Below are 20,144 nucleotides of genomic sequence, written 5' to 3'. Positions count from 1 at the left end.
GCTTTTTCATGTGCGCGGTGGAATTTGAAGGACCGAGCTCGTCGGCACCGATCCGCCAGGGGATTCGCGTTCAATTCAGCAGGCTAATGCAACCTCAAATATACTTTCCCGGCAGGGGACATTGTCAGTGTCTGCAAGACTTTTCAGCATACTCCAAGATATAGACCGCTGGGGGAGGGCGCCGGTGATGGAAGATTGGTCTAGCTATCTGACGAGCTATTTTTATATGGCATTTCAAAATGCCGTTTTTTTTATGGCGACCGTCCGAAACGATCTATCTCTTCTCGATGACCGGCAGTTCGCTGCCCTTGTTCTCGACATCGTCGGCGTCATTTTCCTCCCGTTCGCAGTGATCGTCAGAATGTCGTGCGGCTGCGTCGATCGGAGATCGTCATTCGCTCGCTGAACGATGACCTTGTGCAAGTTACACAGGACCTCAATGCCGAGCGTGTCTGGCGCCTGGCGGGTGGGGACAGCACCGAACGGCCGAGTGCGGACAGCTTGAAAAGCTCTACAAGATTCTGGCCAGACATCGTGACGATGTAAGTCACATGGCGTGACAGGCCGGTGCTTGGGGCGAAACCGGAAATCGACAACATGTTCGCCTTTCTCCAGGTCGCGAAGATGCTCTATCTCTTTGTTTTCGCGCAAGTCCTGTGAAACCGTTGCACAGTTTTGCTGATGCGAGGATTGAAAGAGTTAAAGCGTCCTTTGTGCGTCTGAAACTACGCAGGGGCTCTAATGCGGGTGTTCCCGACTTTCTGCCGGGGCCTCGGCATCGGGAGGCCTGGAGACTGCTTCCGGTTGTGGGCTGCCGGTCTCGACCGCGGGGTCCGGCAATGGCAGCCATATTCTGCCGGAAAAATAGTTTCTCGTTCTTTTCTGAGCTCCTGAAGTCGCATCCAGCGAGAGTGTGAAATTGTAATTCCCGGGATTGAGCACCTCGCGGGTGAAGCTGATGCTGGCTCCGAATCCGTCTTCCTTGATGTCCCTCAGATTCTTGATCGCGTTCAGGGTCTCGTGAAAATCGAGCCACTGCGGTTGCCGCAGCATGATTTCGAAAATTCGCAGAATGCCGGGATCGAGCTGGCCATTTCGATCAGTCTCGGGATTGATGATTTTCACGCGCATATTGTTGATCGTGCCGGCGGCGTTGCCGCGAACGATGACGAAGATGGACTTTGGGAGCTGATCCTTTTCCCGCTTGCCGCTCTGCTCGAAAAAGCACTCGAATGTATCGGCGTTGAAGCTCGCCGCTGCCCAATCGCTGGTCTCGATGCCGGCATTGCGCAGTGCCGCACACATCGCGGCGCCGGATATCCGCCATGTCCGTAGAAAAGTCGACGCGGCCTCTACCATCGGCGGTTCGATGGCATGCAAGGGAAGCTTAAAGCTGGCTGGGGGCATCGGGCGGGGAAGGGGTTTGGGTGGAGGCGGCCTCACCTCATGGGGAAAAAGATCGAAGCCAAAATAATGGCTGACTGTCTTTAAGTGTTTCATGTCGTTGGAAAGCAGCACCGTCCCCATGACCAGTGAGAGGGAAATCGCCAGCAGCAACCAGAAGACCACGGGAATCCGCGGTTTTCCCACCGGCTGTTTCGCATATGCGGACGACGAATTATCGGGCAAGCTTGTCTTCTCCGGCGCGCGAGAAGGGTTTCGATCGGGCTGGCTAGAGCATTTCCGTTTTTCTCCAAGCCACGGAACCCTCTATCTTTTTGTTTTTGCGCAACTCCGGACACAAACCGCTGCGCACTTTTGCTGGAATTGCTCTAGATCCAGCATATACATTCAGCCGTTAAATATCTTTGGCTTCGTGTCGGCAATTGGGCACCTTTGTGCCTCGTCATCAGGAAGGCGCGCTGCATATTTTGGATACCGGCTTCGACAATGTTCGTTTGAATATGTTGGAAGGATTGCCGTTTTCGCCAAGTCGATGATCGCTGTTGCGCAAAAGCCTCTTAGACACGGCGTCGGAGCGGCGCTGGTTTCGAACGGGATTCGTCCGCTGCGACATGCGCGATAGCAGCACCGCGCCAAATGGCACCCCGTTGCAATAATCCACAAGTTGCTTTTACTGGTGCACGGCTGAAAAAAACCCTTGCGAAATATTTACTTTTAGTTGCATTCTTGCTTAAACTCTCCATTATACAGCTGGGCGTGCTGATAACGCGGGAGACTAATTCACATGAAGGCTAAATCGCCGAATTCGATCGACGTCTATGTTGGCAACCGCGTGAGAGTTCGGCGGAAGACGCTCGGGATGACCCAGAACGGCTTGGCCGAACTTCTCGGCATTACCTTCCAGCAGATCCAGAAATACGAAAAAGGAACGAATAGAATAGGCGCCAGCCGCCTTCAGCGCATATCCGAGATTCTTCGCGTGCCCGTCGGCTTTTTCTTCGAGAACGGCGGCGCCGGACCAATCGAGGGCGAGACGAGCGAATTGAACAAGTTTTTGTCCTCGAAGGAGGGGCTGGCGCTCAACAAGGCATTCATCGCCATCGAGGACCCGAATATCAGGCAAAAGCTGGTTGCGTTAGCCAAAAGCCTGGCAGCCGCGGGGTTGCCTGAAAGCGACAGTGAGTTGCACGATTCGGTTGTGAACAGCTGAGGACGGATCGTGCTCCATCTGCAGACATTCGGCGATCTGCGGTTGATCGAGACGAATGGCGACCCGGTTCGTTATCCGATCAAGGGCCTGTTGATGATGGCCCATCTCTATGCCGGCGCGGACCATGAACTCAGCCGTTATGAATTGGCTCAGTTTCTATGGAACGACGTCGAAGCTGACCTGGCGCGGCTCAATCTGCGCAAACTGCTTTCCCGCATCCGCGATACAGACGGCGGTCGCGCGGAAATGCCCTTCGATTTCACCGCCACCACGGTTCGTCTCGACACGCAGGCAGTTTCCAGCGATCTGGATATCTTTCGCACAGGCGGTTCGCCGCTGGAGCGGCTGAACGCGATCGCCGAACTGACCCAGCGCGGCTTCATCGGAAATATCAAACCAGCGACAAAGCTGATAGAAGCGTGGATCAGGGCGCAACGGGACGCTCAGGCGCTGCAGTTGCGGCAGGCACTGCTGGATGCGCTGCCGGACGCGCAAAAGCCCGGCGCGGCGCGCACCATTTCCAGCGCCGCCCTGCAGATCCTCGAACGGGATCCGAATGACGAGCAGGTCAGAGCCTTGCTGCACCGGCTATCCGGCGGTTCGTCCCTCAATGAGAGATTGCCGAACGGCGACGACCATGCCCGGGTACAGGTGAAGCGGTCAGAGGCCGGTGGTCAGACAACTGCCGACATCGAACGTATATCGCCGATACCGCTGATCTTGCCTCGCCTGGTGCTGCTTCCTCCGACATCGAAACATGCCGATGCCGGACTTGCGCTTGCCAACGCCCTGATCGAAGACGTTACAATCGAACTCTGCGCGCTACGAAACATTTCCATCGTCGCGCCGCATACGGCCGGCCAGATCCGCCGCGATTCCGAGAAGGCTGCCGTGGTCGCGCGTCATTCGATCGCCTATCTTCTGGATACGAGGCTCTCCGAAGAGGGATTATTCGCCCAGCTGGTTTACTTTCCCACGGACGAGATTATCTGGGCCAATCGCTTTGCGATGACGCCCGATATATTGCCACGGCAAAGACGGTTGATCGCGCAGCAACTGACCTTATCGGTGGCAAGCGAGCTGGCTGAAAACGAGGAAGAGCGACTACGCTTCGAAGCCAACCCGAAAGCTTATCATTCCTATCTCGTCGGCTCGAGCCTGATGAGCAGGTTGACGTTGCCGCATATCCGCCGGGCAAGGAAGGCATTCAAGCAGTCCCTGTTGCATAAGCTGGATTTTTCTCCGTCATTTACCGGGCTGGCCAGGACCTTCACCAGCGAGTGGCTCGTGACGGCGCAGGGAAACAACGAGCTGCTGCATCTGGCCGAGCAGAATGCGCTTCGGGCCATCGAGCGGGATCCAGAATCGGCGGCGGGTCATCGCGAGCTTGGCGTCACCAAACTCTATCTCGGCGATGTCGATGCCAGTGTCGCCGCACTTCGTCTGGCGGAAGAACTCAGCCCGCATTTTGCCGATGTCATCTACAGCCATGCCGACACGCTGGTGCATGCATCGCGCCCGGGCGATGCGCTCGCCAAGATCAAAAAGGCGATTTCGCTCAATCCGATTGCGCCTGACGCCTATCTCTGGTGTGCTGCGGGAGCGAGTTTCTTCCTGGAACAATACGAGGAGGCCATCGCCTATGTCGAGGCGATGAAAGACAAAGCGCCGGCCCATCGCATTGCTGCGGCCAGTTGCGCAATGATCGGCGATCGAAAACGGGCGCTTTTCCATCGGCAACGGGTCGCAAGCATCAACCCGGCCTTCGACGTCGAGAAATGGCTTGCCATCGTTCCCTTCAAAGAGCATTGGCAAAAAGAGCTGTATCGGGAGGGCCTATTGAAGGCCGGTTTTTAACAATAGCTTAGGGGCATTACATGGCGAAAGCTGTCATTGTAGGTATACCCGGTGAGGCGGATCTTTGGCTTGCCGATCTCGGCGCAGGTGCGGTCAAGCCTCTCAATCCGACGGGGGATTTGGCGACCGCGAACGACCTGCGCAAAGCCGGCGGCACATTTGTGAAGGGCGTCGACCTTGCCGTTGCCGTCTCGTCGGCGCAGGTTGCCCTCTCCGGTCACGTCGACGGCTGAGCCGGCATTCTGACGGATCGGTCCATATATTCCGACAGGATCATGTCGCCGCGAGAAACCCTTTCCCGCGTCGAACCTCTTTTGGCCGGGTTCGGCATTACCAGGGTTGCGCGACATACCGGACTGGACGACATCGGAATCCCCGTCTGGTGTGCATATGCCCCGAATTCCCGCTCGATCGTGATTGCCCAGGGAAAGGGCCTGACCGATATTGACGCCAAAGTATCCACTATCATGGAAGCCCTCGAACGGGCGGTTGCCGGCGAACCCGCCGTCGATCTCGTCCACGGCACCTCTTCCCGTCTGCAGGCGATGGGATGCAAGACCGACACGCTGAACTGCCTGACCGCTCTTCATAAACCCGATCTTGGACCGGACGAGGAGACGGAATGGGTTGCCGGCATCGATATCCTCACCGGCGAGGAGGTCTATGTCCCCTTTGAAGCGGTGGTGCTCGACCGCACGCGTGACGCGCGATACTGGATGTCTTCAGACGGCCTGGCGTCGGGAAACAATGCCGAGGAGGCGATCTTTCATGGCGTTCTGGAGCGTATCGAGCGTGACGCCCATGTGCTGTGGCAGGTGGGCGCGGAAGCGGATCGTTATGCCGGCTGCGTCGATCCCCGCGGCTTCCAGGACGTCGCTTTGGACGGGCTGATCGACAAGATCGAAACATCGGGATTGGCGCTCAGGCTCTTCGATATCACCAGCGACATCGCAATCCCCTGTTTCACCGCCATGCTGGGTCCTGGGGATGCCGTGCTTGGTTCCCGGGACCTTCACGGAAACAGGGACATTCGCCTCGTCGAGGTGACCGGCGGCACCGGCGCTCACCCGTCTCCCGTGCGCGCGGCCATTCGGGCGGTGACGGAAGCCGTGCAATCTCGGTTGACCTATATCAGCGGAGCCCGCGACGATATCTCTCCCGCAACTTTCTCACGATCCTTGCCGCCGCTGATGCGGCAGGCCTTCGCTGCGGTTGCCGCACCGCCGGCTGCCGCCATCGGCCTTGATGCGGTTGCCAGACATGGGCAGCAGGATCTGGCCCGCTTGCTGCAGCATGTGCTTGACCAGCTACGCGGCAGGCGGATCGCTTCGGTGATCGCCGTGCGCCTCAGCGACGACACGCTTCCCTTCAGTGTCGTCAAGATTGTCATCCCCGAGCTCGAAAATCCGGAGGGGGAGCGTGCCCAGCGGTTCGGAACAAGGGCGCTTGCCAGGGCAATAGGGTTTTGAAGATCATTTTCGCAGGTCCCAGTCTTCCCGATGCGGCGTCGCTTGCCGGCGAGGGGATATGCGTCCTGCCGCCTGCGACGCAGGGCGATGTCTTGGCGGCGGTGGAACAGGGCGCCAATGTCATCGGCCTGATCGACGGCGGCTTCCAATATACCGCACCGGTCTGGCACAAGGAAATTCTCCATGCTCTTTCGCTGGGCGTCGCGGTTCTCGGGGCGGCAAGCATGGGTGCGTTGCGCGCTGCCGAATGCCATCCGTTCGGCATGATCGGGATCGGACGCATTTTCGAAGACTATCGCATCGGCCGGCTGGTCGACGATGCCGCGGTCGCACTCACTCACGCGCCGAGCGCGCTGGGCAGCAAGCCGCTCACGATACCGCTCGTCAATGTCAGCGCAACGCTCGATATGATGGAGGATAGCGGACTGCTGGAAAGTCGGTTGCGCCAACAGCTGGAGGATGCCGCAGGCGCTATCTTCTTCAAGAAGCGAACTTGGCGGGCGGTCGTCGAGCAATGTGCAGGGCTGGCCGAGCAGGATCGTCCGCACCTGATGGCGGCACTTTTGTCGAATGCCGTCGACCAGAAACGCATCGACGCCTTGGAATTGTTGAAAGCCGTGCAGGACGTTCGCGATATTCGGTCGAATGCCGATCTGCCCTGGAAACTGCGCCAAACTTCATTCCGCACGCGCCCTGCATTGTGAATCGCAGCCGGCAATAGTCACCGGGAGTTGTGTCACGCTTTTTTCACGGGGTGGATCACGTCTAGGCGCGTATCATTCCTTCAATTCATTGGGGAAATGGGACATGGGCGTGACATCGGTTGGCAATGTAGAAGCAGACCAAAGGGCGGAAGATGGTGTGGAAGAGCTCGTCGCATTGGCGCGGATGATCGCCTATGCGCGACAGGTCGCCCAGGATGTCAAACTGCCGTTCGCGACGAATTGCCTCGACCTTGCGCTCGAGGCAGTGAAGCAGGAGGTCGGGGAGGGCTTGACCAGGGAATTGGCTGAATTGAGCTCCCCGGTTCCGCAAGTGAGCGTCAGAAGCCACTAGACCGGCATGCGTCCGATCGGACGCGCTGGAACGCTCTACCACTTCAAATCCATGCATAACCCCGGAAATCAGCATCGATTTCCGGGGTTATGCATATGTTGGTCCGGTGAGCGGTCAATCGAAATCCATTCTGTGAGCTGGCGCGAATTATAGATTGGGAGAAGCCCGGCTCGTTCTGGGCGGACGCATGCACTGTTGAGCGTGGTTGGGCGGTTTATTCAAACGCTGTTCGACATCATCGCTCGGATGGTTTCGGCACAATCCGTAAACGATTCCGTTGACGTTGCCTCCGGGCAGAAAAGCGGCGGCGATTTTGGGTCACGCACATCGTGCGGACGATCGGCCGATTGACGGCCGATCCATTGACCTCAATGGGTCAAATTGCGCTTCTGGGCCAGCAGTAAAATGTAATCGTCGGCAATGTCTGCGATGGCCATTGCGACTTCCGCTGGATCGCATCCCTCGACCTTCGTATTTGCAATGAACTGATAGACCGCCTTTTCGATCTGCTTCCGGCAGATCATCACGCGCTCATCGTAACCAAATTCCGGAATCTGCGATGCCATATCACTCATCAGGTCGGCTCCCTCGCTACTTACAGTGACCATGACACAAATTATAAGTTGAGCAAGCAAATGCTTTATGAAGGGTTAATTCGCGGGCGAGGTGCGACCATTTCGACACAGGTCGGGGCCTCTGATGTAATGAATCAGGACCGTCCAACTTCGTCCAAGCATATCAGTTGTTTCGTATTAGGCGGCTCGCCTAGAGGATAGGCATTTCTTACGCCGCGGGTTTTGCATCGGTATTTCCGTTGGCAAGTACAGCCCCAAATGCCGGCCTTTGAAATGACAGACCGAATGCCGTTGGGCTGAATTGGCCGGTCCTATATAATATCGTTATGTATCAGAATGTTAATGTTTCGTGCGGCGATGTTGAATTGCATCGGCAACTTTTCCACGCGCGACCAGCCCAGGACTATTGGGGCCATCGGCCGTAACAACATCACCAGTGTGCCGGCAGGTTGTCCGATCGTTGAGAGCCGGGGGGAGGAAAATAGCTTTCGGGAGATTTCCAGCCCTCGCGCGAAACCTAAACGCCGATGCTTATGAAATGAAGGAACTAATTAAACTGGTAACAATAATTGAGTATAACAAAAAAATTTATCAAAAGGTAAAATTTATGACTTTCAGATAATGGTTGTATTTAGATGCCAATGGTGAGGCGGTTAAAATTATATCAAGAAATAATCAGAGGATGCATTTCCTAATAGCGGCATCGATACTTATTAATTTCTATTGAAAAGCAATATCAACTTTATGAGGGATTGCTCCGTCTCCGAAATTTCACTGCAGATCCAAAAATATCGCGCGCTCAATTGAAATTTTGATCGAAGTATTAAGCAGGAGAGCCGGCACTTCGACCGTCACCTGCCGATGATGCGAGATTTTCTCATCAAGCCGATCTCAACAGCGTAATATCGTCGTCCGAAGTAAGATCTATCTATGCTGATGCAGTGTTAATGGCGATTGCATCTGTGCAACCGGTCGAGAAGGAAAGTTGAGGACCCGCCGGGGTGGTTGGCGGGTCCTCCAGTCGGAATGCTTACACAGTACGTAGGTATGATTGCAGTTAAAATCGACATTGTCGAAGATTATTATTGGGGTAGTTCTTCTTTCTGTAGGTTACTCTCTTTTTTAGCAATTGCTATTCTTCGTTAAAATAAAAGCTCGTAGTACAAAATAGCGAGATCCAGGCTGATGGACGGGAGGCGTTGTCAAACCTCTGGATGTTTGACGGTGCTCGATCTCTTCGGCGCGACATAGCGGCCGAGCGAAAAACGCCATCGACAGCCGTTCAGCCGACAGACATCAAGCCTCCTGCGATGAGGTCGCCACAGAGCATTCGCCAGACCGATCCGTCTCAGACAAGCGGCTGAGCAATGCCTTCGTTCTGAAGCGAGACCAACCACCGACCAAGGGGAGAAGCGGGTCTATCTCTTCGAATTTCCTGAGATTCTTTTGCTTTTGTTCCCTCGCTGGCCAGACTTTCGACAACGCCCGGCGTGTGGCTCTGCCAGCTTTTGAAAAGAGCAGCCTGGCGAGGATGCCGGAGGCGAGCATTGGGCTATGATGATAAATGTGTTTGAGCGAGGTCGCAGCGCTGGACCAATCTTTCAAGGCGGCAAATTTTGAGAATGCATAAAGATGCGCCGACGCGCGGGCGCAACTGACGACAAAAGCCGGAAGCTCAGGATTGCGGGCGATGCATTGCTCGGTCACCGCCAGAAGCGATCGCGCCATCCGTGACCTGTCTGAAGACATGGCTGCGGAATGTGAGCGATAGCCCACCAGGCCCAACGGCACCGTCTCGATCTTGAAATGTTCAGCGGTGCGGAGTTCGAAATCGAAATCCTCGCATCCTCCAATCCCCTTTCTGGCATAGCTTGAATCGTAGCCGCCGATCTTGTCGATAACAGCGCGGCGAACCATGAAGCCGCTGCCATTGCCGACGAAGCGGAATACGAGATGACGGTTGAGAATGCTGTCTCGGGCGTTCAGCGACGAACCGGATCTTGTGCAATATCCTTCGGTATCGATGAAGCGGTGAAGCGCATAGACCGCGCCCCAGGCGTCCGGCAAAGGCTGGAGAGCCGAGAGCATTCTTTGGATATAGGTCGAATGCCATAGGTCGTCTGCATCGAGGAAGGCGATAAAGTCGGATTTCGATGCCTGGATCCCGGTATTGCGGGCCGCAGCGACGCCACGGTTTTCGGTCGACAGAATTCGGATCCTTGAATCACTCGCGGCGAAACGGCGACAGATCGAGGGTGTCTCGTCCGTCGAGCCGTCGTCGACGATGATGATCTCAAGCGCCTTGTGGGTCTGGTCGACAACGGATTGGAGCGTCTGGGCAAGGTATTCTCCGGCATTATAGGCAGGGATCACGACCGCCACCCGAACACCTGACATCGTTGACACATCCATGTCCGTCACCCGAGCTTAGATGTGGGTGCGGGCGGGCGGAGATCGATCCGGTTCTTCATCAGCCTGGCCACAGCGGGCCGATGGCTGACGACAATCAGCGTTCTGCCGGCGTCTTCTTTCATCGCCGAAAACACCCGCATCTCGGTCTCTTCGTCGAGCGCGCTTGTTGCTTCGTCCAACAGCAGGATCTGAGGCCGGCCGGCGAGCGCGCGCGCCAGGCCTATGCGCTGCCTTTGCCCGCCCGAAAGCCGGATCGCCTCGTCACCCAGCCATTCATCAAAGCCATACGGCAGATCTTTGATGAACTCCGTTGCGCAGGCCACATCGGCCGCCCAGCGGATATCCTGCTCCGAGATATCGCGACGGAACCGGATGTTGTCGAGGACCGTCCCCTCCATCAGTTCAACGTCCTGGCCCGACACGGAGAGCAGCTGCAGCCAGCTGGAACGGTCGATGGTTGTCAGATCCCTGCCGTCGACCGTGATCAGGCCCCGGGTCGGCGGGTTGAGATCGAGAATCATGTTGAGGATTGTGGTTTTGCCGGAGCCACTCGGCCCCGTCAGAGCCGTCGTCTCACCTGCCCTGATCGAGAAGCTGAGATTGTGAACCGCCGGTGCGTTCGATCGCTCATAGGCGAACGAGACGTCGTGGAAGACAATCGCCTCCGCCAGGCGGCTTACCTTTTCCCCTTGCGAAGCCTGCTTGATGTCATCTTTCTCCGAAAGCAGCGCCAGGACGTTTTGCAGGGACGCTTCCATCTCGTAAAGGCTGAGAATCTGGGAATCAAATCCCTTGATATGCGGCTGAAGCCTGTAAAGAAGGATCGTCGCCGAGAGCGCCGCCTTGAAATCGACCGGCAGGAATTCCGAAGACAGAATGATCGTCAGGATGACCCCGAAGGTCAGAATTTCGCTCAGAAGCGAGGTTATCGCTCCCATCCAGTCCGACCGACGCCAGGTCTGGCCGACGTCGTTGGAAAGCGCCGCGAAGAGTTGTTGATGACGCTTTTCCATGCCGAAGCTTTTGACGGCTTTCAAAGTCTGTAGCGTTGTCCAGCTCAGTTGCGTCAATGCTTCCACTGCCGCCAATGCAGAGGCGCCGAGACGGCGGTAGGCACCGGCAAAGAAACCCAATACAAAATTATGGATGAAACCGAAGGCGAGGGCGAGCAACGCGATCGGCCAGGCCATTACCAGCATGCCGACGCCGAAAATCACAATCGTGCCGAAATTCACTCCCAGTCGTACCAGGCTGGCATGCGCCGACGACACTGCATGGGATTCGGTCGCGATAACGTTGATCAGGTCGCTACGCTCGTAATCCTGAAAGCGCTGAAACGGCATGGTCAAGACCTTGGCGTAGAGACGGTCTCGCATGCGGTCGCTAATTCGGTGGTTGACAGCGCTTGCAATGAGCGAATTGGCGCATCCGAGAAAAATCCGAAACAGGATCGAGCCGATCAGGATGCCGATCAGGACAGGCTTCGAGAGACTGAGGTCAATGCCGCCGAAAAACGCCGGAAGCCATGCAACGGCGGAGCCGGAAGCGGGACCTTGCTGCCCGAGAAGAAAGACGAGGCTGACCAGAAAGGTGATGCCGACCATTTCCGAGAAGCCGGTAAGAATTCCCAGGATGATCATCACTGTCATCTTGAGTCGCAGTGCCGGTACGAGTTGCAGAAGCTCGCGGAACCGAGCCGCTATAACCAGGTTGTAGGCTCTTGCGGGTTTAGCGGAAGGCGGCTTTCGAAACCTATTCATTGTTGACCATCCGGGAAGAGGTCAGACCGGTTGCCTCTTTGGCAGGCACGGCTATGAAACGATCGCTGAATGCTGTTCCGGGTTGCGGAAGCGGCGCGTTCGCGACGCGGGTTTTCGGCCGCGCCGAAGACTTGCCGAGGACGCGCTTTGCCATCCGGAGGCCGCGTTTCGCCTGGCGCCAGCCCTGCTGCACGCCGTGGGCGATAAGGCGCAAGGAATATTTGCTGACCATCATCGGCGCCAGCTTTTTGACCTGGGCAAAATCGCTGCCGAGAAACGCCTTGGCGAAATACCAGCGCGCCGTGTTGAATTCGGCTGTCTTGATGTCACGCGTAAAATGCGGATAGCGCGTGATGATCGGGGCCATCACCAGGGCGTGGGACTTCAGCATCCGATAAGCGTTGCTGGACATATTTCCCTTGGTGAAACGATAACCGGTCAGGAAATCGGGAACCAGCGCAAAGGGCAAGGTTTCGGCCAAAGCCAGATAAAGTTTCAGATCTTCGCATCCCTCGGCGCCGTTGTCGCGCAGGCTGGCGTCATAGCCGCCGCAGCGAAGAATGTCCGCCCGCGGCATCAAGGGCGTGCTGCCATTGCCGATGAAGTTTTCCCTTAACAGAGGTTCGAAGATATTCCCTTGATGCAGGACTGGTCGCGAATGACCGAAAATGATCCCGTTTTCGTCAATCGCCGCATACCAATTGTAGGCGACTCCGCGTCCGTCCGGAAACTTCCCTAGTGCCTCAAGCTGGAGCTCGATTTTCCGGGGGTGCCATAAATCATCGGCATCGACGGGGGCTATGTAAAGGCCGCTGGCCTCCCGGACGCCGTGGTTGCGCGCGCGCGCAACCCCACCATTCTCCTGGCGGAGAACACGGACACGGCGATCGATCAGGCTGTGGTCGCTCGCGAGATCGAAGGTGCCGTCCCGCGATCCGTCGTCGACCACAAGGATTTCGAGCTTGTCGTAGGACTGGCTGGAGACGCTTCTCAACGTTTCGGCAAGCGTCCTCTCGGCGTTGTAAGCCGGTATGACGATGGTAATGAGAGGGGCCGCAACGCCAGTTATTGTCATCCGATAAAAGCTCCCGGCAGGCCCATAAGTTCGGGAAAGGCTTCAAGAGGACAATCGCCGCGGACTTCCAGGCGTGGCAGACCGAAGAGATTGTCGGAAAAGGTGGCTTTCGCCTGCCGTGTCGTGAAGCCGACCCCATAGCCGGCAAGCGCCAGAATGCCGGGGACCCTGAAGTCCGTCGCGCCATAAGGAAGCGCAATGGATTCCACGGAGGTGCCCAGCCGGCTGTGCAGCGCATTGCGCGAAAGCATGGCTTCGGCCAGCAAGGCTTCGTTGTCCATCGCAGTGGCCGGTGTGTGTGATACGAGGTGGGAGCCGAAGCTGATGCCCTTTTGGTGCAACTGCTGAATATCCGACCACAACATCAGCGGCGCAGGCTCTCCATAGGCAGAATCCCAATCTGATTGACCGCCGACTTTATCGGTGACGACGAATACGTCGGCGCTGAAATCATTCTCGGCAAGGATCGGGAAGGCGTCCGTCAGGAAATCCAGGTAGGCATCGTCGAAGGTCAGCATGACGGGCCGGCCCTGGACCGGCTTGCCGCTGCGCAGCAGATCCGTAAGCGCCTGCGCCGTCAGCGTATAATAACCCTGGCGCCGAAGGAACTGCATCTGCTTGCGGAAAACCTCGGGCGGCGTGCGGAAGCGCCGGAGTGCCGCGGGGCCCTCGTCTGCGATCCTGTGATACATGAGGATGGGAACCGAGGTCGTAACCTCCGTTGTCCATGCCGCCTCACGCTCAACGCCAGCCGGCCCCCAGATGATGTGCTTCGCCACGTCGGCGTCCAACGGAGTTCCGTGCCGCTCGACCCGCAGCACAGGATCGGCCAGCGAGCCCTTTCTGAACCGGTGGATGGCGTAAAGTTCGGTTTCGATCGTGTCTTCCAAGGCCAGGCCAGGCTGTGCGGCCAAAACCTGTTTGATCGTGCCGACACCGAAGGGATTGCCCCAGTCGAAACCGGTCCGGGTGGGTTCGTCCCGGCGGATATGCGCGTGGGCCGTGATCAGGTAGCCGTTCGGCTTCAATGCTGCGGCCATCTTGCCGCAGACGGCGGCAAGCATCTCCTCATCCTTCATGTAATAAAGGACTTCGGAGCAGACGACGAGATCCTGTTCGGGTGGGAGATCTTGTCTGACGAAGTCAAGCACGCGAAGCTCGACATTGCGGTGGTCGTGGCACCGCTCGACGGCCCTGTCGATCGCCCGCTGGGAAATATCCGTGGCCGTCACCCGACCGACCTTCCGCGCCAGCTTCTCGGTAAAGATCCCCTCGGCGCAGGCGAGCTCGAGGGCCTTCTCGATCCCTTCCGGGATCAGGCTCAACGTCTGCGCATATTTGACCTGCTCGTAAACGGAGACGTAATTCCATGGATCCGGGCGCTCAAAGATATGCTCCCAATACTCTTCCTCCGACTGAACAGGGGGAGCCGCATTTTTTTCCTCCGGACACGGGCCAGAAGAGTCTGAAAGCAGTCGAGTCGGATCGCGTCGGAGATTCCGCAGGATGTCGGACAGCCTGGCGTCGTTGTCTTGTTTGTCGCTTGGCGCGCAGGCAAGAAGGGCGTTGCGTCCGGTACGGACCAAAATCCGTTCGAGACGTCCCCGCCGCCGGCCATTTCGTATGATGAGGCCACCGAAGGCTCTGTACCCGCGCAATGCCTCCTTCGTCCAGGAGCTCATATAGGCGAGCTTGGGCGGTGTTTGCAGATGCTCTTCGGCCTGCATCTCATGCATGATCAGCCTGATCTGCGCCCGGATCGAAAGATCGCCCCAGAATGGCCCGACAAAAGAGCCGACATGCTGTCCGCCGGACAGGGCATGCATGATGAGCGTGTCGGCTGGTTCGGCCTTGGGAATTCGCGAAAGCGTCTCGAGCGCGACACCGACCACCTGAACATTGCCAAGCGTGAATGACCGCAAAGGGTTTGCGGCCGATATATGCCAGGAAGCGGCCTCAATGATCTTGCGCCCAGTGCCAGGGAAGGAATGTTTCTGAATCAACTGGATGAGCAAAAGGAACGTCGGCTGCCATTTATCGCTGACATCAATGAGATCGTCGGCCCGATCGATAAAGAGCCCTGTCTGCAAACCATGCAGAATTACACCGGCAAGAAGGTTCTCGTAGCCCGCGCCGTCCGGCATGTCAGGCAGGAGCGATGCAAGGGCCGCTATATCCAAAGTCGGATCGAGCTTGGCCGCGACGACCCAGGCTAGCATGCGCAGCTGGCTGATCGCGGGCGTGATCCAACCTGTCTCCGGCTCCTCGGCCGACAAGCCTTGCTGCATCTGCAGCGCTTGCGCCTTCGTTGTCACGCGAATGGCGTCACGCATCATTTTGGTCGGATCGCCGGATAGAGAGCCCGACTTCATGCGATAGAAAGCCAGGCACCTGTCGACTCGACGAAATTCGGCGCCCGAAAAGGCCATGCGAAGCCAAAGATCCCAGTCTTCGCAGGTCTGCAAGGTCTCGTCCATGCCTCCCAAAAGCTCGAAAAGGCTCCGGGGAAAGACAACCGTATGTATGGCGAGCGCACAAAAGGAGGAGAATTCGCGCTTGGCGGCGTCACCCGTCAGGGTGGGAGGCTGTTCTATCTGCATAAGCCTGCCGTCCGGGGCGACACGGCGGTAGGCGCAATAGGAAATAACTGCTGGAGATGTATTCTCTGCCACCGGCAGCATGCTTTCGATGAAGGTCGGATCCAGCCAATCGTCGGCATCCAGCATGCAGAGCAGAGGTGCGGCTGCCAGTCTGGCGGCATGGTTTCGCGCCGCGGCGGCGCCGGCATTCGGCTGACGGGCGGGGAGAATGCGGCTGTCCGTTTTTGCGATGCCCTCGAGAAGCTCCCAGGTGCCGTCTGTCGAACCGTCATCGACCACGACGGCCTGCCAGTTCGATCGCGACTGCTGCTGCAGGCTGGCAAGACATTCAGCAAGCGTATCGTCTGCATTATAGGCGGGTATGAGGAAAGAAATGTCAGGCTTCACAGCGGTTACCATGCGGGCCTCTTCCATCGCCGCAGAACGTATAGAGCGCCATTTACGCTTCCGAGCATTTCCTGCTTCAGGAAGAAGTCGTGTGATGTCGCACCTTTGCGAAGCCGTCTTTTAACCCTTCCGGCATAATATTTCGGAAACGAGAGCAGGATCCGCCGCAGATTGGCGTTATTTCCTGTGTTCTGATACTGGACGAGCAGGGCTGCGACGTGGCCACTCATATATTGGTAGATCTGTTTGGCGAGCCCCTTCATATCCTTGCGATGAAAGTGCCAGGCTACCGCCGTCGGCTCGTAGCGGCAGACATGGCCATGATGGAGGAGCCGATTCCAGTATTCGGAATCGCCTGAGCATCCGGCAGCTCCCATGTCCAAGCGGACATCGAACAGGCCGATCTCGTCGAAGACCTTGCGGCGGATGGCCTGGCTTGCGCCGGCTCCGATCGTCCAAACCGGAGCGCCGTAACGTGTATCCCTGGTATAGAAATCCTGATTGAAATCCTGCCGCAGATAGCCCCGGCCGAAACTCCAATGCTTTTCGAAGATAAACTGTGCAGGCGTTGCGAGTTCTCCGGGAAGGACCAATCCGGTGACGCAGGCGATCTCCGGCAGATCGAACCCCTTCATCAAGTTCTCCAGCCACCGCTCGTGGAGGACGACGTCATCGTCCGTAAACGCGACGAATTCGGTTCTCGCCGCACGAACCGCCGCATTGCGCGCATAATCCAGCCCGACCCGATCTTCACGGACATAGGTGGCGCCCGATTCCTCTACCACCCGACGCGTCGCCTCGCCGGCGGAGGCATTATCCACCACGATGATCTCGATGGGGCTGAGCGACTGTTTGGGGATTGAGGCCAGGCACCGGCGTAGGTCCTCCGGCCGGTCCTTTGTGCAAATCAGAATGCTGACGTCACGGTTGCGCACTGGCGTTTGCGCGACATGACGCGCATGCTCGAGCGTCTCGGGTCGCACGACACGCTCGGCGAGTGCCGCAGCCGTCTCGTGCCTTTCGATATAGGCTTGTCCTACCGGAAGACCATCCGACAGAAAGACCACGAGCCCATTGGAGATAGGGGGCGAAACGGTATCGAGGCGAGAGGTGGCGAGATCAAGATAGTGAATCGGTATGGGAAAACTTATATCCTCGAGATCGGACGGAACTGGTTCTCGCATTATTACTCTCTCAATCGCACCGTGAACATACGCCACCTGCATCCAGGACGCGAGTCTCGAAAGTCATCATGGCTTATTCTGCCGCGTGTGCCTTCATTTGGTTCCTGAACCAGTCGAGCGTCATTGCCACGCCCTGTTCGTAGGTGATCTTGCACGACCACTCGGGCATGGCATAGTGCGCGTTGGTCAAGTCCGGCCGTCTGTTCGTGGGGTCCTGCGGCGGTGACGGCTCGAAGACGATCGGCACGCCGCCAACGAGTCTGGAGACATATTGCGCGACCTCCAGAACCGAAATCTCGCGATCATTGCCGACGTTCAGAGGCCCCTTATAGTCGGTTTCATTCATCCAGAAATAGCGCGCGAAACCATCGACGACGTCATCGACATAGCCCCAGCTGCGAGACTGAAGGCCGTCGCCGAACACGGTAATCGGGCGACCCGAAAGCGCCTGGGTGATGAAGTTGGAGACCGCGCGCCCATCGTCGGAACGTGTCCGGGGACCATAGATGTTGAAGGGGCGAACGATCTTGACGTCGAGCCCTTGGGTACGCTGCATCTCGAACAGCAGCGACTCCGTGCACCGTTTGCTCTCGTCGTAGGACGAGCGCGGTCCGGTGCAGTCGACCTGGCCTTTGTAGGATTCCGGCTGCGGCGACACCAGAGGATCGCCATAGACTTCGGAAGAAGAGGTGAAACCGAAACGCCCGCCCTTCTTCAGCAAGTCGAGCAACCGGAACGCTCCGAGAAGATTGGCGGAGATCGTCCTCTTCGGCTCCTTCATGTACCACGGCGGCGATGCGGGCGATGCAAGGTGATAGATTTCGTCGAATTTATCCGAGGTCTGCAGCGTCTCGACGTCGGATTTCACGAAGTGGAAACGGGGGTCCCTGATGTGTGCGATATTTTCGAAAAGCCCGGTCCAGAGGTTGTCGACAACGACCAGCTTCTGGATGTCTTTCCTAAGCAAAAGTCGATCGCACAAGTGGGATCCGATGAAGCCAGCCCCGCCAGAAATCAATACGCTTTTCATTGCTTTGCCCCTCGTGACTTGAGATAAGGTGTTTGCTTATTAGCATCGCCTGTATTGCATGACAATTACTTAGAAGGTTTCTAAGAAATACTCGCTTGTTAGTGTTAATTCTTAATTTTGCCTATTTTAAGGTGTCGCCTCCGACGCCGCGGTCGATGACGCGTGGCCGCGCCGGGGCCGGATGCGACAGATGCTTGGCGTGCGATCACGACCTGCCCAATATCGACACTCCATTCCATGAGCGGCCGCCATCGAATTCGATCGAAGGAATCGGCATGATATCGAGAACCTCTCCAACCAGTTTCGGATCAGAGCTGAGGTTGCTCATCGAAAAGCATGTAGCTCGGTGGCAATGGGGATCCTTGATGTGTGCAATATTTTCGAAAGGTCCGATGCAAAGATTGTCAACAACAACCAGCTTCTGGGTATCGCTTTCTAAGTAGAAGTCGTCGCAGAAATGCGATCCAATGAAGCCGGCCCCGTTTCTCACATCATCTCGCCTCGTTACTTGAGAGTATATTATTGTTATTACAGCGATCGAAAGTTTAGTAGGGCACGAAGTCCGGGGGTGGATCGGACTTTGGTCTGAATTTCGCGCGCACGTAAACGATCGCCGTCGTCGTTCGATTGCCCAAAACTATGGCGCCTGCGCGTCTTTTCAAGCGTATAGATAACGCCTTAACACATTGGATCTACATCGCTTTTCCGGAGGATCGATTCCGATTTTTCGGGCCGATGCGCGTGCACCGACTGTAAGATGTGGCGATTGTTTAGGAGATCTTAAAAAATACTGGTCGGCCGCAGTGCAGTCCTTCATTCTAGCGCTGACATGGAATTTCCCGCCTTCGTGGTGACGCTCGGCTATTGGTGACGCGCGGTCGCATCAAGCGATAACGTCGTCTTCCATTTTGCGTCCCGACCACGACAGGCTTCTGGCGCTGGGTAGCGCACCTATGAGCAACTGCTCGCGCGGTAACGGTCGCAGTAAGCGCACTGCGTGGACAAGGTGAGCTCTGGCCCACTCAGACGACCAGAGAATAAAGCGCAACAATTGCCGGGCAGGGCGATCGGTTCCCAATCTTCTCAATCCAGGCTGCCGGCAAACCGTTTCGGATATCCTTCCGTTTCGAAATGCTCGACGACGAAATCTATGAACGCCCGCGTTTTGGATGGCAGCAGGTTCCTGCTTGCATAATAGATCGAGATCGGGCCCGCATCGACCCACCAGGAAGGCAGCAGCCGAACGAGCCTGCCGCTCTCGATATCGGGCAGGGCGTCCGGCTTGGCGATCAATGTCACCCCGAGGCCGAGCAGTGCGGACGCCCGCATGGCGGCCGGATCATTCAAGATGATCGTCTCCTTGAGGGAGGCCGTCTGCAGCTCTCCGGCGGCATTGCGCATCTGTCGTTCCGTGATCCGCCCGGTGCGCAGCGATCTCATAACGATGCCGTCGAGCGCGGCCAGGCCGGAGGGGTCCGTGGGAAGCACTCGATCTCGCATATAGTCGGGCGAGGCCACCGCAATGAGATGCGCTGGCGTGAGTGCGCGGTACACGATGCCTTGGGCAAGTTCGAAGCCGCCGCCGATGGCAGCGTCATAACCTTCCGCGATCAGGTCGACCTGCCTGTTCTCGAACATCCATTCGGGCCGGATCAGCGGATACGCCTTCATGAATTTCGGCAGCAGCGGCAGAATATAGCCAATGCCGAAGGTGGGTCCCATGCTGATCTTCAATACGCCGGCCGGCTCCGCCTGCTCAGTGGAGGCATCTGCAATGGCAGTCTGAAGCTGTTCCAGGTGATCGCGGATCGAAATCAGAAAACGCTCTCCAGCCTCCGTCAGCGTCAGTTTCCGGGTGCTGCGATGAAACAGGCGCAGCTTCAGATTGGCTTCCAGGGCAGCGACGTTGCGGCTGACCCCGGCCGGAGTGAGGCCGAGGCGGCGGGCGGCTGCGGAAAAGCTTCTGAGCTCGGCGCTGCGGACGAAGGATTCAAGGTTGGCGAGGCTCTCCATAGGCTTCTTTCAATGAACGCTTGAAACTCACTCGTAGAAATACCCGCTAATCACGGCGGAATAAATAGGCGATCTTCACCTCGTCGAACATCGAATAGCGGCCACGCGGCCC

The 20,144-nt window shown here is 57.2% G+C and carries 15 protein-coding genes and 3 pseudogenes; 8 read left to right on the top strand and 10 right to left on the bottom strand.

From position 1 onward, the window contains the following. Positions 1 to 121: 121 nt before the first annotated feature. Positions 122 to 560: pseudogene (locus N1937_RS16460) on the top strand (hypothetical protein). A 178-nt stretch (positions 561 to 738) separates the two neighbouring features. Here the strand turns inward: N1937_RS16460 and N1937_RS16455 are convergent. After that, positions 739 to 1,629 (bottom strand): DUF6030 family protein, encoded by an 891-nt coding sequence (locus N1937_RS16455; RefSeq protein ID WP_260056565.1) that lies wholly within the window; start codon positions 1,627 to 1,629, stop codon positions 739 to 741. Positions 1,630 to 1,868: 239 nt separating this feature from the next. Here N1937_RS16455 and N1937_RS31575 point away from each other — a divergent pair. The 7 genes and pseudogenes from N1937_RS31575 to N1937_RS16425 all read left to right on the top strand — a co-directional run. Then, positions 1,869 to 2,026 (top strand): annotated as a pseudogene (locus N1937_RS31575) (class I SAM-dependent methyltransferase); the annotation flags it as partial. A gap of 162 nt (positions 2,027 to 2,188) precedes the next feature. Beyond that, entirely contained in the window at positions 2,189 to 2,614 is a 426-nt protein-coding gene (locus N1937_RS16450) for a helix-turn-helix domain-containing protein (protein ID WP_017965729.1), read from the top strand. A 9-nt stretch (positions 2,615 to 2,623) separates the two neighbouring features. After that, positions 2,624 to 4,471 carry a peptide antibiotic resistance protein gene (locus tag N1937_RS16445; RefSeq protein ID WP_260056564.1) on the top strand — a complete coding sequence of 616 codons (1,848 nt, stop codon included), beginning with the start codon at positions 2,624 to 2,626 and terminating at the stop codon, positions 4,469 to 4,471. Between the two features lie 20 nt (positions 4,472 to 4,491). Further along, the gene (locus N1937_RS16440; RefSeq protein ID WP_017965727.1) at positions 4,492 to 4,704 is read left to right on the top strand and encodes a hypothetical protein; all 213 of its coding nucleotides are present in this window, start codon (positions 4,492 to 4,494) and stop codon (positions 4,702 to 4,704) included. A 42-nt stretch (positions 4,705 to 4,746) separates the two neighbouring features. Further along, on the top strand, positions 4,747 to 5,940 hold the full coding sequence (locus tag N1937_RS16435) for a YcaO-like family protein (RefSeq protein WP_017965726.1): 1,194 nt from the start codon (positions 4,747 to 4,749) through the stop codon (positions 5,938 to 5,940). Next, on the top strand, positions 5,937 to 6,644 hold the full coding sequence (locus tag N1937_RS16430) for a TfuA-like protein (protein ID WP_260056563.1): 708 nt from the start codon (positions 5,937 to 5,939) through the stop codon (positions 6,642 to 6,644). The genes N1937_RS16435 and N1937_RS16430 overlap by 4 nt, the downstream gene beginning before the upstream one ends. A gap of 103 nt (positions 6,645 to 6,747) precedes the next feature. Then, positions 6,748 to 6,996 carry a hypothetical protein gene (locus N1937_RS16425; RefSeq protein WP_017965724.1) on the top strand — a complete coding sequence of 83 codons (249 nt, stop codon included), beginning with the start codon at positions 6,748 to 6,750 and terminating at the stop codon, positions 6,994 to 6,996. Positions 6,997 to 7,364: 368 nt separating this feature from the next. Here N1937_RS16425 and N1937_RS16420 read toward each other — a convergent pair whose 3' ends face one another. From N1937_RS16420 to N1937_RS16385, 9 genes and pseudogenes are all read right to left on the bottom strand, one after another. Further along, complete coding sequence (locus N1937_RS16420) at positions 7,365 to 7,571, bottom strand: hypothetical protein (RefSeq protein WP_004676311.1); 207 nt, start codon at positions 7,569 to 7,571, stop codon at positions 7,365 to 7,367. Positions 7,572 to 8,867: 1,296 nt separating this feature from the next. Further along, the gene (locus N1937_RS16415; RefSeq protein ID WP_260056562.1) at positions 8,868 to 9,992 is read right to left on the bottom strand and encodes a glycosyltransferase family 2 protein; all 1,125 of its coding nucleotides are present in this window, start codon (positions 9,990 to 9,992) and stop codon (positions 8,868 to 8,870) included. Further along, positions 9,989 to 11,743 carry an ABC transporter ATP-binding protein gene (locus tag N1937_RS16410; protein WP_260056561.1) on the bottom strand — a complete coding sequence of 585 codons (1,755 nt, stop codon included), beginning with the start codon at positions 11,741 to 11,743 and terminating at the stop codon, positions 9,989 to 9,991. Before N1937_RS16410 ends, N1937_RS16415 begins: the two co-directional genes overlap by 4 nt. Continuing rightward, entirely contained in the window at positions 11,736 to 12,812 is a 1,077-nt protein-coding gene (locus tag N1937_RS16405) for a glycosyltransferase family 2 protein (RefSeq protein WP_026154306.1), read from the bottom strand. The genes N1937_RS16410 and N1937_RS16405 overlap by 8 nt, the downstream gene beginning before the upstream one ends. 2 nt (positions 12,813 to 12,814) lie before the next feature. Then, the gene (locus N1937_RS16400) at positions 12,815 to 15,817 is read right to left on the bottom strand and encodes a trifunctional glycosyltransferase/class I SAM-dependent methyltransferase/polysaccharide deacetylase (RefSeq protein WP_222295661.1); all 3,003 of its coding nucleotides are present in this window, start codon (positions 15,815 to 15,817) and stop codon (positions 12,815 to 12,817) included. Further along, a complete protein-coding gene (locus tag N1937_RS16395) occupies positions 15,811 to 17,031 on the bottom strand; it encodes a glycosyltransferase family 2 protein (protein ID WP_222280981.1) in 1,221 nt (406 codons plus the stop codon). The genes N1937_RS16400 and N1937_RS16395 overlap by 7 nt, the downstream gene beginning before the upstream one ends. 31 nt (positions 17,032 to 17,062) lie before the next feature. Beyond that, complete coding sequence (locus tag N1937_RS16390) at positions 17,063 to 18,019, bottom strand: NAD-dependent epimerase/dehydratase family protein (protein ID WP_260056560.1); 957 nt, start codon at positions 18,017 to 18,019, stop codon at positions 17,063 to 17,065. A 346-nt stretch (positions 18,020 to 18,365) separates the two neighbouring features. Further along, positions 18,366 to 18,509 (bottom strand): annotated as a pseudogene (locus N1937_RS31425) (NAD-dependent epimerase/dehydratase family protein); the annotation flags it as partial. 593 nt (positions 18,510 to 19,102) lie between these two features. After that, positions 19,103 to 20,032 (bottom strand): LysR family transcriptional regulator, encoded by a 930-nt coding sequence (locus N1937_RS16385; RefSeq protein ID WP_222295662.1) that lies wholly within the window; start codon positions 20,030 to 20,032, stop codon positions 19,103 to 19,105. Positions 20,033 to 20,144: the final 112 nt, after the last annotated feature.

The sequence above is a fragment of the Rhizobium sp. WSM4643 genome (assembly GCF_025152745.1).
GTDB classification, from domain to species: Bacteria; Pseudomonadota; Alphaproteobacteria; order Rhizobiales; family Rhizobiaceae; genus Rhizobium; species Rhizobium leguminosarum_I.
This window is presented reverse-complemented; position numbering and strand designations above follow the sequence as displayed.

Coding starts and splice junctions, on each gene's coding strand:
- N1937_RS16450 (WP_017965729.1), top strand. CDS start 2,189: ATGAAGGCTAAATCGCCGAATTCGATCGACGTCTATGTTGGCAACCGC.
- N1937_RS16440 (WP_017965727.1), top strand. CDS start 4,492: ATGGCGAAAGCTGTCATTGTAGGTATACCCGGTGAGGCGGATCTTTGG.
- N1937_RS16435 (WP_017965726.1), top strand. CDS start 4,747: ATGTCGCCGCGAGAAACCCTTTCCCGCGTCGAACCTCTTTTGGCCGGG.
- N1937_RS16425 (WP_017965724.1), top strand. CDS start 6,748: ATGGGCGTGACATCGGTTGGCAATGTAGAAGCAGACCAAAGGGCGGAA.
- N1937_RS16420 (WP_004676311.1), bottom strand. CDS start 7,571: ATGAGTGATATGGCATCGCAGATTCCGGAATTTGGTTACGATGAGCGC.
- N1937_RS16410 (WP_260056561.1), bottom strand. CDS start 11,743: ATGAATAGGTTTCGAAAGCCGCCTTCCGCTAAACCCGCAAGAGCCTAC.
- N1937_RS16400 (WP_222295661.1), bottom strand. CDS start 15,817: ATGGTAACCGCTGTGAAGCCTGACATTTCTTTCCTCATACCCGCCTAT.
- N1937_RS16395 (WP_222280981.1), bottom strand. CDS start 17,031: ATGCAGGTGGCGTATGTTCACGGTGCGATTGAGAGAGTAATAATGCGA.
- N1937_RS16390 (WP_260056560.1), bottom strand. CDS start 18,019: ATGAAAAGCGTATTGATTTCTGGCGGGGCTGGCTTCATCGGATCCCAC.
- N1937_RS16385 (WP_222295662.1), bottom strand. CDS start 20,032: ATGGAGAGCCTCGCCAACCTTGAATCCTTCGTCCGCAGCGCCGAGCTC.